Source organism: Streptomyces sp. NPDC050418, from assembly GCF_044458745.1.
Lineage (GTDB): Bacteria > Actinomycetota > Actinomycetes > Streptomycetales > Streptomycetaceae > Streptomyces.
This window is the reverse complement of record NZ_JBITIG010000001.1, coordinates 855,269-868,319: the sequence shown is the minus strand read 5'-3', so window position 1 is coordinate 868,319 and position 13,051 is coordinate 855,269. Positions and strand designations below refer to the sequence as shown.

6 protein-coding genes are annotated in these 13,051 nt (G+C 73.0%); 4 read left to right on the top strand and 2 right to left on the bottom strand.

The annotated features are described in order from the left end of the window. Nucleotides 1-104 precede the first annotated feature (104 nt). The gene (locus ACIBI4_RS03860; protein WP_399201916.1) at nt 105-1,094 is read left to right on the top strand and encodes an ABC transporter substrate-binding protein; all 990 of its coding nucleotides are present in this window, start codon (nt 105-107) and stop codon (nt 1,092-1,094) included. Nucleotides 1,095-1,265: 171 nt separating this feature from the next. Here ACIBI4_RS03860 and ACIBI4_RS03855 read toward each other — a convergent pair whose 3' ends face one another. Continuing rightward, nucleotides 1,266-2,462, bottom strand: a complete 1,197-nt coding sequence (locus tag ACIBI4_RS03855; protein ID WP_399201915.1) for an amidohydrolase — start codon at nt 2,460-2,462, stop codon at nt 1,266-1,268. A 202-nt stretch (nt 2,463-2,664) separates the two neighbouring features. Between ACIBI4_RS03855 and ACIBI4_RS03850 the strand changes: the two genes are divergently transcribed. The 3 genes from ACIBI4_RS03850 to ACIBI4_RS03840 are packed head-to-tail and all read left to right on the top strand — an operon-like array spanning nt 2,665 to nt 11,737. Further along, nucleotides 2,665-10,113, top strand: a complete 7,449-nt coding sequence (locus tag ACIBI4_RS03850; protein ID WP_399201914.1) for an amino acid adenylation domain-containing protein — start codon at nt 2,665-2,667, stop codon at nt 10,111-10,113. After that, complete coding sequence (locus ACIBI4_RS03845) at nt 10,110-10,313, top strand: MbtH family protein (protein ID WP_399201913.1); 204 nt, start codon at nt 10,110-10,112, stop codon at nt 10,311-10,313. The genes ACIBI4_RS03850 and ACIBI4_RS03845 overlap by 4 nt, the downstream gene beginning before the upstream one ends. Then, on the top strand, nt 10,310-11,737 hold the full coding sequence (locus ACIBI4_RS03840) for a DHA2 family efflux MFS transporter permease subunit (protein ID WP_399201912.1): 1,428 nt from the start codon (nt 10,310-10,312) through the stop codon (nt 11,735-11,737). Before ACIBI4_RS03845 ends, ACIBI4_RS03840 begins: the two co-directional genes overlap by 4 nt. A gap of 98 nt (nt 11,738-11,835) precedes the next feature. On the opposite strand, the gene fes is transcribed toward ACIBI4_RS03840, so the two are convergent. Then, nucleotides 11,836-13,026 carry an enterochelin esterase gene (gene fes / locus ACIBI4_RS03835; protein ID WP_399201911.1) on the bottom strand — a complete coding sequence of 397 codons (1,191 nt, stop codon included), beginning with the start codon at nt 13,024-13,026 and terminating at the stop codon, nt 11,836-11,838. Nucleotides 13,027-13,051: the final 25 nt, after the last annotated feature.

Here is a 13,051-nt window from a genome sequence, read left to right as displayed (position 1 = left end):
CCAGCGGCGGGGTGTGCTCACGCATGCCCCCGGGGTGTGCTCCTGCACGCCCCTCACGAGGCCGCCGTCCCTCATGTCCCCGATCGGATTCCGGAGCGTCCCCAATGAAGTCCCTTACTCTCACCGGCAGTCGCACGCTGCGCTCGCTCGCCGTCGCGGGAACCGCCGCCCTGCTGCTCGCCGGCTGCGGAGGTTCCGACTCCGAAGGGGACAAGGCGAAGTCCACCGACAAGGCGGCCGCCTCGGACGGCACCCGTACCGTGAAGGACGCGACCGGCAAGTCCGTCGAGGTGCCCGCGAACCCCAAGCGGATCGTCACCCTCACGCAGGAGGACCTGGACGCCGTCCTCGCGCTCGGCATCAAGCCCGCGGGCATCACCAACGGCCAGGGCATGAACAAGCCGCCGGCCTACCTCGAGGAGAAGGTCGACGGCGTCCCCGTCGTCGGCAACCTGCTCCAGCCGGTCATGGACAAGGTGATCGCCGCCAAGCCCGACCTGATCCTCGCGGGCGACATGCAGGACGAGCAGGTGCTCAAGCAGCTCCGCGAGATCACCCCGGCCACGCTCGTCACCATGGCGCCGACCGACGACTGGAAGCTCTCGCTGCGCGGCATCGGCAACGCCGTGAACAAGCTCGACGCCGCGAACAAGGTCATCGCCGACTACGACGGCGCCGCCAAGAAGGCCGGCGGCGAACTCGGCAAGGCCAAGGGCTCCGAGGTCAGCATCGTGCGCTGGAACCCGGACGGTCCGAGCTGGATGGAGAACAAGCAGTTCGCCAGCGGAATCGCCCTGGACATGGGGCTCAAGCGCCCCAAGGCCCAGGACAAGGACGGCAACGCGCACACGCCCGCGCTGAGCCTGGAGAAGATCGAGGAGATCGACGGCGACTGGCTGTTCCTGTCGACGCTGACGCCCGACGGTGAGAAGGCGCTTAAGGACGTCCAGGGCAAGCCCGCGTACAAGGAGCTCGACGCCGTCAAGAACGACCACGTCACCACGGTGGACGGTTCCGTGTGGTCGACGCGCGGCGGGCCGCTCGCGGCCCAGGAGGTTCTCGACGACATCACGGCGGCACTGACCGCGAAGTGAGGCTCGTCGGGCCGGGAGCGCCGGGCTCCCGCGACCGGCCGGCGTCTGCGGCCTGCCGGTGAACTGCCGCCCGCCCACGGGAGCGTGGGCGGGCGGCAGTGCTGTCACCGGGCGGCGTGCCTCTGCGCGTGCTGAGGCGATGTGCCCTGCTCCCGCGGCTGCCTGCGAAGGTCAGGCGCGGCGGCCGGTCTCCGGTTCCGCCGCCGGGCCCTCCGCCCGGTCGCCGCGGATGGCCGCCAGATCCGCCGCCGTCCAGGCCAGGCCGACCGCGCCGTCGAGCAGGGCCCGGTCGGCGCGCGGCGCGCGGGCGGCCGCGGCGAACTCCGGCTCGTGCGGGCCGCAGACGCCGCCCGTGATGTCGAGCACGGGGTGGATCGCGGGCACGCGATGCGAGACGTTGCCCATGTCCGTGCAGGCGAACGCGCCCTTCTCCACCGGCTCCGGCCGTCCGAGCCCGGTGGCGTTGGCCCGCCACAGGGCGATGAGTTCGGGGTCGGTGCGGAAGTCCAGGTAGTCCGGCTCGGGGCGGTTGAGCGTCACCTCGCAGCCGGTGGCGAGCGCCCCCGCCCGGAAGCAGGCCTCGACACGCTCTCGAAGCTCCTGCAGATCCTCGGCGGCGGACGTGCGTATCTCATACGAGGCCGTGGCGCGGTGGGGGATGACGTTGGGCGCGTCACCGGCGAAGGTCGTGACGCCGTGCACCTTCCAGTGCGCGGGCAACTGCTGGCGCAGCAGGCCGATCGCGACCTGCGCGACCGTCAGCGCGTCCGCCGCGTTGCGTCCCTCGTGGGCGTCGAGGCTCGGGTGCGCGGGCCGGCCCGTGAATTCCACGTCCAGCGTGCCGAGCGCGAACGACGTGAACTCCGCCACTTCGAACGGGCACGGGTGCACCATCATCGCCGCGTCCACCGAGTCGAACGCGCCCGCCTCGATCAACAGGGCCTTGCCCGCGCCGCGTTCCTCGGCGGGGGTGCCGATGACCTTCACGGTCAGGCCCAGTTCATCCGCGTACGGGGCGAGGCCGAGCGCCGCGCCCACCCCGGCCGCGGCGATCAGATTGTGGCCGCAGGCGTGGCCGAGCCCCGGGAGGGCGTCGTACTCGCAGGCGAGCGCGACCGTCGTGGGCCCGCTGCCGAGCGTGGCCTCGAAGGCTGTCTTCAGGCCGTACGCGGGTGCCGTGACCGAGTAGCCGTGCTGCTGCAGGAGTTCGGCGCACCATGCGGCGGCCCGGTGCTCCTCGAAGGCCGTCTCCGGGTGGTCGTGGATGCGGTGGCTGAGCGCGAGCAGGGTGTCGCGGTGGTGTGCGGTGATGCGGTCCCTGATGGCCGATTTGAGGGCGGGTGGTGCGGCGGAGGGGGTGATGGTCATGATTCGTAAGATAGCTTAGGCTTACCTAAGTTTCTGGTCCGGGTTCTGAACTCCGAGCTCCGGTACCGCGGTCGGAATGTGCATCCCGCGCCCGCGCGTGCGCCTTTCGGCCAACCGACCGACAGCCTCCGGGCCCGGCCCCGCCCGGCCCGTCACCACCCGCCCGGCCACCGACCTGCCTTACACCTCGGGGAGTCCTCCCATGCGTCATCCAGAGACCGAAGACCTCACGGCCGCCCCGCAGGCCGGGAGCGAGGGCCGGCTCCCGTTGCTGGCCGCCCAGTCGGGCATCTGGCACGCGCAGCGCCTCGACCCCGCGAACCCGGTCCTCAACACCGGCGACCGCATCGAGATCACCGGACCGCTGGACACGGAGCTCTTCGAGCGTGCGCTCCGGCAGGGCGTCGCGGAGGCCGACACCCTCAACCTCGCGTTCGCCGAGGAGGCCGACGGCCCGGTGCAGCGCATCGTGCGCGCACGGGACTGGACCCTCGAACGCCTCGACCTGCGCGGGGAATCCGACCCGCGCGCGACGGCCGAGGCATGGATGCGCGCCGACCTGGAACGCCCCGTCGACCCCGTGTCCGGGCCGCTGATGACACAGGCGCTCGTGCGCATCGACGACGACACGCACTGGTGGTACCAGCGCGTCCACCACATAGCCGTCGACGCCTACGCGCTCACCCTCCACTGCGCCCGCGTGGCCGCCCTCTACACGGCGCTGGTGAAGGGCGAGACCCCCGAGCCGAACGCCTTCGGCTCGCTAGGTGCCCTCGTCGCCGAGGAGCAGGCGCACTCCGGCAGCGAACAGCACACCGCCGACCGCGAATTCTGGCGCACACGCTTCGCCGACCGGCCGCGCCCGGTCACGCTGTCGGACCGGCCCGCGGCCCCGGCCCGCCACGTCCTGCGGCGCGTGCGCGACCTCGCGGCCGGCGAGGGCGACCGGCTCGCCGAGGCGGCGCAGGCCGTCAAGGCCACCTGGGCCGAGCTGGTCATCGCGGCCACGGCGGGCTACACCCACCGCATCACCGGCGCCGAGGACATCGTGCTGGGCCTGCCCCTGATGAACCGCCGCGGCCCCGAGGCCCTGCGCACCCCCGCGATGCTGGTGAACGTCATGCCGCTGCGCATCGCCGTCCGCCCGTCCGACACCGGCGCGGAACTCCTGCGCCGGGTCGTCCTGGAACTGCGCGCCGTACGCCGCCACCAGCGCCACCGCCTGGAGGAGCTCCGTCGCGACCTCGGCCTGGCGGGTGACCCGGGCCCGCTCTTCGGGCCCATGGTCAACATCAAGGCCTTCGAGGACGAGACCCTCGACTTCGCCGGACTGCAGGGCACGATCCACAACCTCGCCGCGGGCCCCGTCGACGACCTCGCGGTCACCGTCTCGCCGGGCCGCGCGGGCGGGCTGCGGTTCGGCCTGGACGCCAACCCGTCCTGCTACGACGCCGGTTCACTCGCAACCCACGAACGTGGCCTGCTGCGCTACCTCGACGCACTCGCCTCCCTCCTGCTGGATGATCCCGCCCGGCCCGTCGCCACCCTGGACGTGCTCGACCCCGACGAGGTGCACGCGGCGACCGCCGGGCGCACGGAACCGCCGTGCCCGCGCACCCTGCCCGAACTCTTCGCCGAGCAGGCCGCCCGCACCCCAGACGCGGTCGCGGTCCGCTGCGAGACCGGCCCGTCCGGACCCACCTCCCTGACCTTCGCCGCACTCGACCGGGCCGCCGGCCAACTGGCCCACGAACTGCGCGCGTCGGGCGTCGGGCCCGGCACGCCGGTGGCGCTCGCCCTGCCGCGCGGCACCGACACCGTGCTCGCCCTGCTCGCCGTGCTCAAGGCGGGCGGCGTGTGCCAGTCGTTGGACCTCGGCCATCCCGCGCAGCGCCTCACCGCGGTCGTCGAGGACGCCCGGCCGGTGTGCATCGTCGGCCACACCGACGCCGTGCGCTCGCTGCCCGAGTCCGTACGCACCACCCTTCCCGCACTGCTCCTCGACGACGAGAGCACCCGCAGGCGGATCGCGGACCGGCCGGACACACCGCTGCCCGCTCCGGCCCCCGGCCAGGACGCCTACCTCATCCACACCTCCGGGTCCACCGGCCGCCCCAAGGGCGTCGTGGTCGGCCACGCCTCGCTCGCCAACCTCCACGCGGGCCACGGCACCGACCACATCGCGCCCGCCGTCGCCCGCACCGGACGCGAACGTCTGAGCGTCGCGCACAGCGCGTCGTTCGCGTTCGACGCCTCCTGGGACCCGGTCCTGTGGATGGTCCACGGCCACGAGCTCCACATCCTCGACGACGCCACCTACCGCGACACCACGGCACTGAACACCTACGTCGGCACGCATCGCATCGACTACCTCGACGTCACCCCCTCGTACGCCGAAGCGCTGATCGCCGAGGGCCTGTTGGACCCCGGCCGGCACCACCCCGCCGTGATCGTGGTCGGCGGCGAGACCGTGCCCCCGGCGCTGTGGCAGCGGCTGGCCACGACGCCCGGCGTGCGGCCCATCAACCTGTACGGGCCGACGGAGACGACGGTCGACGCCTACTACTGGGTGCCCGACGCGCCCGCAGCGGGCAGCCCGGAGACCCGCGCCGACGCACCCGCCGTCGACGGAGCGGGCACGGCGGACCGCAGTGCGGACGCACACACCTCCGACGGAGCGGGCACGGCAGTCCGCAGCGCCGACGCACACGCCCCCGACGGAGCGGACCACGAAGCGGCCGGCGAACACGGCCGCCCCGTCCGCGGATCCCGCGCCTACGTCCTCGACACCTCGCTCCGCCCCGTCCCCACGGGCGTCACCGGCGAGCTGTACATCGCCGGTGCCTGCCTCGCACACGGCTATCTCGGCCGCCCCGACCTGACCGCCGAACGCTTCGTCGCCGACCCCTTCGGGCCGCTGCACGGCGACCCGGGCGCCCGCATGTACCGCACCGGCGACCTCGTACGACGGCGCGCCGACCACACCCTCGAGTTCCTGGGGCGCGCCGACGACCAGGTGAAGATCCGCGGCTTCCGCATCGAACTCGGCGAGATCCAGGCGGTCCTTGCCGCCCACCCGGAGGTCGCGCAGGCCGCGGTGATCGCCCGCGACACCGCGCACGGCAAGCGCCTGCTCGGCTACGCCGTCCCGGCGAACGGCGCCACCCTCGACGTTGCGGACCTGCGCGCACACCTCGCCGCACGGCTCCCCGAGCACATGGTCCCCGCCGCGCTCACCCTGCTCGACGCCCTGCCGCGCACCGCCAACGACAAGCTCGACCACCGGGCGCTGCCCGACCCCGAGCCGGCGGCCGAGACGCCGGACGAGACCGGCGCCGCGGCGCAGGGCGCGCCGCAGGAGGAGCTGGTACGCGGACTCTTCGCGCGCGTGCTCGACCTGCCCGAACTCCCTTCCCCGCAGGCCGACTTCTTCGCGCTCGGCGGCCACTCGCTGCTCGCCGGGCGGCTCGCCGCGCGCCTGCGCGAGACCTTCGCGGCCGAACTCACCCTCGCCGACGTGTTCCGCGCCCCCACGCCCGCCGGCCTCGCCGCGCTCGTCCGCGAGGCCGCACGCGACACGGACCGCCCCGCGCTGGAGCCCGCGCCACAGCGCACCGACCACACCCCTCACGACAACCCCCCGCTCTCCCCGGCGCAAAAGCGCCTCTGGTTCCTGCACCGGCTCGAAGGCCCCAGCCCCACCTACAACATCCCGCTCGTCCTCACCCTGACCGGCCCCCTCGACCAGGACGCGCTGCGCGCCGCCCTGCTCGACGTCACCGAGCGTCACTCGACCTTGCGGACCGTATACGGCAGCACTGACAACGAGCCGTTCGCGCAGGTCATCCCGGTGTCCGAGGCCCGAGTCCCGTTCGCCGCCGAGCCGTTGACGGACCCGGCCCCCCTCGACGCGCGGCTGCGCGCCGCGGTCCGGCACCCCTTCGACCTCGCGGCCGAACTGCCGCTTCGCGCCACCCTGTTCACCGACGGCGGCGAGCAGCACACGCTGCTCCTCCTGCTCCACCACATAGCCGCCGACGGAGCGTCCACCACTCCGCTCGCCCGCGATCTGGCCGACGCGTACACCGCCCGGGCAGCAGGCAGCGCACCGCAACTGGCCCCGCTCCCCGTGGACTACGCCGACCACACCGTCTGGCAGCAGCGGCTCCTCGGCACCGCCGAGGCCCCCACCCCGTACGCCACCCGTCTCCTCGACCACTGGCGCGCCACGCTCGGCGGCCTCCCCGACCAGCTCGAACTCCCCACCGACCGGCCCCGCCCCGCCGTCGCCTCGTACGAAGGCGACACCGTTCCCTTCCGTATCGACGAAGCCACGCACGCCCACCTGCGTGCCCTGGCCCGCGACACAGGCACCACCGCTTTCATGGTCGTCCAGGCGGCTCTCGCCGCGCTCCTGACACGGCACGGCGCGGGCACCGACATCCCCGTCGGTACCCCCGTCGCCGGCCGGGAGGACGAGGCGACCGCCGGGCTCGTCGGCTTCTTCGTCAACACGCTGGTGCTGCGCACCGACACCTCCGGCGCACCCACCTTCCGTACGCTCCTCGACCGCGTCCGCGGCACGGTCCTCGCCGCGCACCAGCACGCCGAGCTGCCCTTCGACCGGCTCGTCGAGGACCTCAACCCGCCGCGCTCGCTGGCCCGGCACCCCCTGTTCCAGACGATGCTGGTCTGGCAGTCCGTGCCCGACACGGAGTTCGCGCTCGGGGACCTGACCGCGCGGATGGACGCCGTGCCGTCGGGCACCGCCAAGTTCGACCTCACCCTGAACGTGGGCGAGCAGCTGGACGGCGGGATCGCCGGCTTCCTCGAGTTCCGTACGGATCTCTTCGACCGCGCCACCGCACAGGCCCTCACCGACCGCCTCACCCGCTTTCTCACCGCGGCGGTCACCGGCCCCGACACCCCCATCGGCCTGCTTCCGCTCCTGTCCGCCGGCGAACGGCGCCAGGCGATCACCGACTGGAACGAGGTGCCGCTCGCCGACGCGGAGCAGCAGCCGGTCGCCGACGACGCATCCGCCACCCTCGCCACCCGCTACGAACAGGCCGCCGCCCGGCACCCCGAGCGCACCGCCGCCACCTGCGGCGACGAGCACCTCACTTACGCCGAACTCTCCGCCCGCGCCAACCGCCTGGCCCGCAGCCTCACCACCCAGGGCATCGGCCCCGGCGCGATCGTCGCGCTGGCGCTGCCCCGCTCCCTCGACCTCGTCGTGGGGCTGCTCGCCGTGGCCAAGTCCGGGGCGGCCTATTTGCCGATGGACCCCGACTACCCGGCCGACCGCCTCGCGTACATGCTCGCGGACGCCGCGCCGGCCGCCCTGATCACCGACACCGCGACGGTGCGCAAGCTCCCCGCCAACGACCTGCCCCTCGTCCTCGTCGACGCCCCGCAGGACGACCACCCCGGGCGGTTCCGCACGGAGCGCGACCGCACCGACCACGATCTGACGGACGCCGAACGCACCCGCCCCCTGCGGCCCACCGACATGGCGTACGTCATCTACACGTCGGGTTCCACCGGCCGTCCCAAGGGCGTGCCCGTCACCCACCACAACGTCCTGCGGCTTTTCTCCGCCACCGACCACTGGTTCGGCTTCGATGAGCAGGACGTGTGGACCCTGTTCCACTCGTACGCCTTCGACTTCTCGGTCTGGGAATTGTGGGGCGCGCTCCTGCACGGCGGCCGTGTCGTGGTCGTGCCGCACCTGGTCAGCCGCGACCCGGCGGCCTTCCTCGACCTGCTCGGCCGCGAACAGGTCACCGTCCTCAACCAGACCCCGTCCGCCTTCTACCAGCTGGTCGCCGCCGACCGGGACCGCCCCGGCACCGAACTCGCCCTGCGTTACGTGGTGTTCGGCGGCGAGGCCCTCGAACTCGGCCGCCTAGACGACTGGTACGAGCGGCACGCCGACGATGCCCCGGTCCTGGTCAACATGTACGGGATCACCGAGACCACCGTGCACGTCTCGTACATGGCACTCGACCGCGAGAGCGCCGCCGCGAGCGCGTCGAGCACGATCGGCGTCAACATCCCCGACCTGCGCGTGTACGTCCTCGACGGCTACCTGCAGCCCGTACCGCCCGGTGTCACGGGCGAGATGTACGTGGCGGGCGAGGGCCTGGCCCGCGGCTACCTCGGCCGGCACGCCCTCACCGCCGAACGCTTCGTCGCCGACCCGTTCGGGCCGCCCGGCACCCGCATGTACCGTTCGGGCGACCTCGCACGCCGCCGTACGGACGGCCGGCTCGACTACTTCGGGCGCGCCGACCACCAGGTGAAGATCCGCGGCTTCCGCATCGAACTCGGCGAGATCGAGGCCGTCCTCGCCGCCCACCCGGAGGTCGCGGACGCCGCCGTGATCGTCCGCGAGGACACGCCGGGCGACAAGCGCCTCGTCGCGTACGCCGTGAGCCCCTGCCAGGAGCTGCGCGCACACGCGGCCCGCGAACTGCCCGTCCACATGGTCCCGTCCGCGGTGGTCCTGCTCGACCGGCTGCCGCTGACGGCCAACGGCAAGCTGGACCGCAAGGCCCTGCCCGCCCCGGACCACTCGGCCGCCGTGACCGAAGGCCGGGCACCGCGCGGCCCGCGCGAGGCACAGCTGTGCGACCTGTTCGCGGAGGTGCTCGGTCTGCCCCGCGTCGGAGTCGACGACAACTTCTTCGACCTCGGCGGCCATTCGCTGCTCGCGGTCCGGCTCGCCGGGCGCATCAAGGCGGCACTCGGCCGCGACGTGACGATCGGCACGGTCTTCCAGGGGCCGACCCCGGCCGCCCTGGAGACCGCACTGGACGCCGGAGAGGAGTCCGACCCGCTCGACGTCCTCCTGCCCCTGCGCCCCGACGCCCCCGGCAACCCCCTGTTCTGCGTCCACCCGGCCGGCGGCCTCAGCTGGTGCTACGCGGGCCTGATCCGCCATCTGCCCGAGGACATCCCGCTGTACGGGCTGCAGGCCCAGGGCGTGGGTGCCGCCACCGCCGACGAGCCGCTGCCCGCGACGCTGGAGGAACTCGCCGCGCACTACGTGGACCGGCTGCGCGAAGTACGCCCGCACGGCCCGTACCGGCTGCTCGGCTGGTCGACCGGCGGCATCATCGCGCACGCCATGGCCACCCGCCTGCAGGACCTCGGCGAACAGGTCGAGATCCTCGCGATCCTCGACGCCTACCCGGCGGAGGGCTTCCGCGAGCTTCCCGTACCCGATCAGGCCGAGGCCCTCGAAGCCCTGCTCACCATGGGCGGGTACGGGCCCGAGAGCCTCGAGGGCAAGGACCTCGAACTCGCCGCCGTCACCGAGGTCCTGCGCCGCGAAGGCTCGCCGCTCGCGAGCCTCGACGACCGCACCATCGAGGCCCTGAACACCCTCTACCTGAACACCAACCACCTCGTCCGGGGCTTCGACCACCGCGTCTTCGAGGGCGACGTGCTGTTCTTCCGCGCCACCGTCGACACCATCGACGAGACCCTCACGCCCGACACCTGGACCCCGTACGTGACCGGCCGGATCGACAACACCGACGTGGCCTGCTCGCACAAGGACATGACCCTGCCCGAGCCCATCGCGCACATCGCGCGCGTGGTCGCGGAGCGCATCCACCGCATCGACACCCTGGAGAACCGATGAGCGACGCCCCCGCCAACCCCTTCGACGGCGACGGCGAGTTCCTGGTCCTCGTGAACGACCAGGAACAGCACAGCCTCTGGCCCGGCTTCGCCGCCGTACCCGACGGCTGGAGCGTCGCGCACGGCCCGTGCGAGCGGCAGCCCGCCCTCGACTGGATCACCGCGCACTGGACGGATCTGACCCCGGCCGCCGCCCGATGACCGCTGCTCCGCCGAAGATCCCGGTGGCCCCGTCCCGCGCGGCCGTCGTCATCGTCTACACCGCGGCCATGTGCATGAACGGCCTCGACTCGACGATCGTCAACCCGGCCCTCCTCACGATCGCCCGGGACTTCGACCAGCCGGTGTCCGCCGCGAACACGGTCGAGGTCGCCTTCCTCGTCAGCCTCGCCGTCGCCCTGCCGGTGGCGGGCTGGCTAGGCGACCGGTTCGGTACGAAGCGGGTGTTCCTCGGCGCGCTCACCGTGTTCACCGCGGCCTCCGCGGCCTGCGGACTGTCCGGGTCCCTGACGGCGCTCGTCCTCGCGCGCGTGCTCCAAGGACTGGCCGGCGGCCTGCTCACGCCCGTCGGCATGACCCTGCTCTTCCGTACGTTTCCTCCGCACGCCCGGGTGAAGCTCGCCAAAGTCCTGATCGTGCCGACGGCCCTGATGCCGGCGCTCGGTCCGCCGCTCGGCGGCTTCCTCACGGACCACCTCTCCTGGCACTGGCTGTTCTTCGTCAACGTGCCGGTCGGTGCGGCCGCCGTGCTCATCGGCCTCGTGGGCATCCGCGAACACGTCGAGGGCACCCGCGGGGCCTTCGACCGTACGGGCTTCCTGCTCGCGACCCCGGCCCTCGGCTTCCTCACCTACGCGCTGGGCTTCGGGCCCTCGCACGGCTGGACCACCGCGCCGATCGCGCTGAGCACCGTAGCGGGCATCGGCCTCTGCGTGGCGGCGGTGATCCACCAACTCCGGGCCACCGACCCCTTGCTGGAACTGAGACTCCTCAAGGACAGGAGCTATGCCTCCGCGACCGTCCTCGCCCTGGTCACCTCGGCGGGACTCATGGGCATCCTGTTCGTCTTCCCGCTGCTCCACCAGGCCGTCCTCGGCGCCTCCGCCCTCGACGCCGGCCTCAGCGTCTTCCCCGAAGCGCTCGGCCTGATGCTGGCCTCGCAGGTGGTCGACCGGCTCCTTCCCCGGCTCGGCCCCCGCCGCCTCGCCACCCCCGCGCTGGTCCTGGCCGCGGTGGTGTTCGCGGCGCTCGCGCTGCCGGCCGTCGCGGAGAGCACCTGGGGCGTACGGATTCTGATGTTCGCGATCGGTCTGGTCCTCGGCACCGCGGTCCTGACGATCCAGATCGCCGGGTTCGCCGAGATCGCTCCGCCCCGAATGGGCCAGGCCATGGGCCTGTTCACGATCGTCCGCACCCTCGGCGGCGCGCTCGGCATCGCGGTGACCGCCGCGGTCGTCTCGGCCCTCGGTGCCTCCGGCCACGGCGGTACGGACGCGGGTCCGTACCGGATGGCGATCCTGGTGACGGCGGCACTCGTCGCGCTCGGGGTCGTCTGGGCCCTGCGGATGCCGCAACAGGCCCCGCAGCCGCCCGTGCCGGACGAGGAACCGGCACCCGCGGCCTGAGCATCGGCCGCACGGCGAGTGGCACAACAGAAGAGGGCTCCACAGCAGAAGGGGCGGGCTTCCACGCGAAGCCCGCCCCTTCTCGTATTGCCTGCCTGCTACCAACCGGTCGCGAGCCCGGCCAGCCCATGGAGCAGCCCACCCCGCCAGCACGCGTAGTCGTGCCCGCCGTTGAACTCCCGGTACGTCACCTCGTACCCCTTGGCCTCCAGCACGTTCCGCAGATGCCGGTTCTGCGCAAGGAGCATCCACTCCTGCAGGCCCACCTCCACATGGAAGCGCACGGGCCGCCGCCCGGTGACCGCGTACTGCCGGGTCAGCCACTCGCTGCCGGAGTCGAACTCCGTGTCGTCGGGCCACCAGAACGATCCCGACTGCGAAAGGACGTTCCCGAACCGCTCCGGCCGCCGGAACCCGGCGAACGCCGCCGTCAGACCGCCCGCGCTCTGCCCGGCGATCACCGTGCGCGCCGGATCGTGCGTCGCGCCGAACTCGGTCCGCGCCCACGGCAGCAGCACATCGGCCAGCCAGTCGACGAACTCCCCGTTGCAGCTCAGATCCCGTACCCGTGCGTCGCGGCCCATGGTCTCCACCATGACCGTGACCATCGGCGGCAGCAGCCCCTTGCCGGCCGCCGCGTCGAGGTCACGCCCGAAGCCGAGCCGCGGCCCCCACACCTCACCGTCGAGCAGCACCGCCACGGGGTGCGGGCCGGGGCGGGCCGGCAGATGGACGTGCACCCGGCGCCCGTCGATCTCGGCCGCGAACGTCCGGTCCTCGCCGTCCCCGGCCGCCAAGGGCCCGGGCGCGTCCGGCAGTTCGAGGACCGAGGAGGCGTGCCGCCTGCCGTCCCCGGCCAGCAGACCGCCGCGGCCGAGCGGATCGGGGAGTGCCCCGTCGAGTGTCCGCAGCCACGCCTCGCGATGGGTGCCGAGCGTCTCGGCGCGCGGCCCCCGCGCCACATGGAACTGGTACGAGGCCCGGTGATCGGCCCGCAGCCGGTACGTGTGGGCCCACACGTCCGTGCCGTCGATCCGTCGCATCAGATGCGGGGTGAGATCGCCGGAGTGCCGGTCCTTGTCGGTGACGGTGTGCAGCAGCACGAGCACGTCGTCGGCCGGTTCCTGCGGGTCGTCGCGCCAGACGAAGGTGACACGGCGGTACGCGGGATCGTCGGCGTCGTCCTCGACGAGCGGCGTCCCGGCGCTTTCCAGACGCGCCCAGAACTCCCGGACGGCCTGCGGCCCGCCGTCGCGCAGCGCGGTCAGGGCGGGGCTTTCGTACGACATCGGACTCCTTGCGGGAGGAGGGGCA

Excerpts from the sequence above, each read along its gene's own strand:
- ACIBI4_RS03850 (WP_399201914.1), top strand. The coding sequence starts at position 2,665 with ATGCGTCATCCAGAGACCGAAGACCTCACGGCCGCCCCGCAGGCCGGG.
- ACIBI4_RS03845 (WP_399201913.1), top strand. The coding sequence starts at position 10,110 with ATGAGCGACGCCCCCGCCAACCCCTTCGACGGCGACGGCGAGTTCCTG.
- fes (WP_399201911.1), bottom strand. The coding sequence starts at position 13,026 with ATGTCGTACGAAAGCCCCGCCCTGACCGCGCTGCGCGACGGCGGGCCG.
- ACIBI4_RS03840 (WP_399201912.1), top strand. The coding sequence starts at position 10,310 with ATGACCGCTGCTCCGCCGAAGATCCCGGTGGCCCCGTCCCGCGCGGCC.
- ACIBI4_RS03855 (WP_399201915.1), bottom strand. The coding sequence starts at position 2,462 with ATGACCATCACCCCCTCCGCCGCACCACCCGCCCTCAAATCGGCCATC.
- ACIBI4_RS03860 (WP_399201916.1), top strand. The coding sequence starts at position 105 with ATGAAGTCCCTTACTCTCACCGGCAGTCGCACGCTGCGCTCGCTCGCC.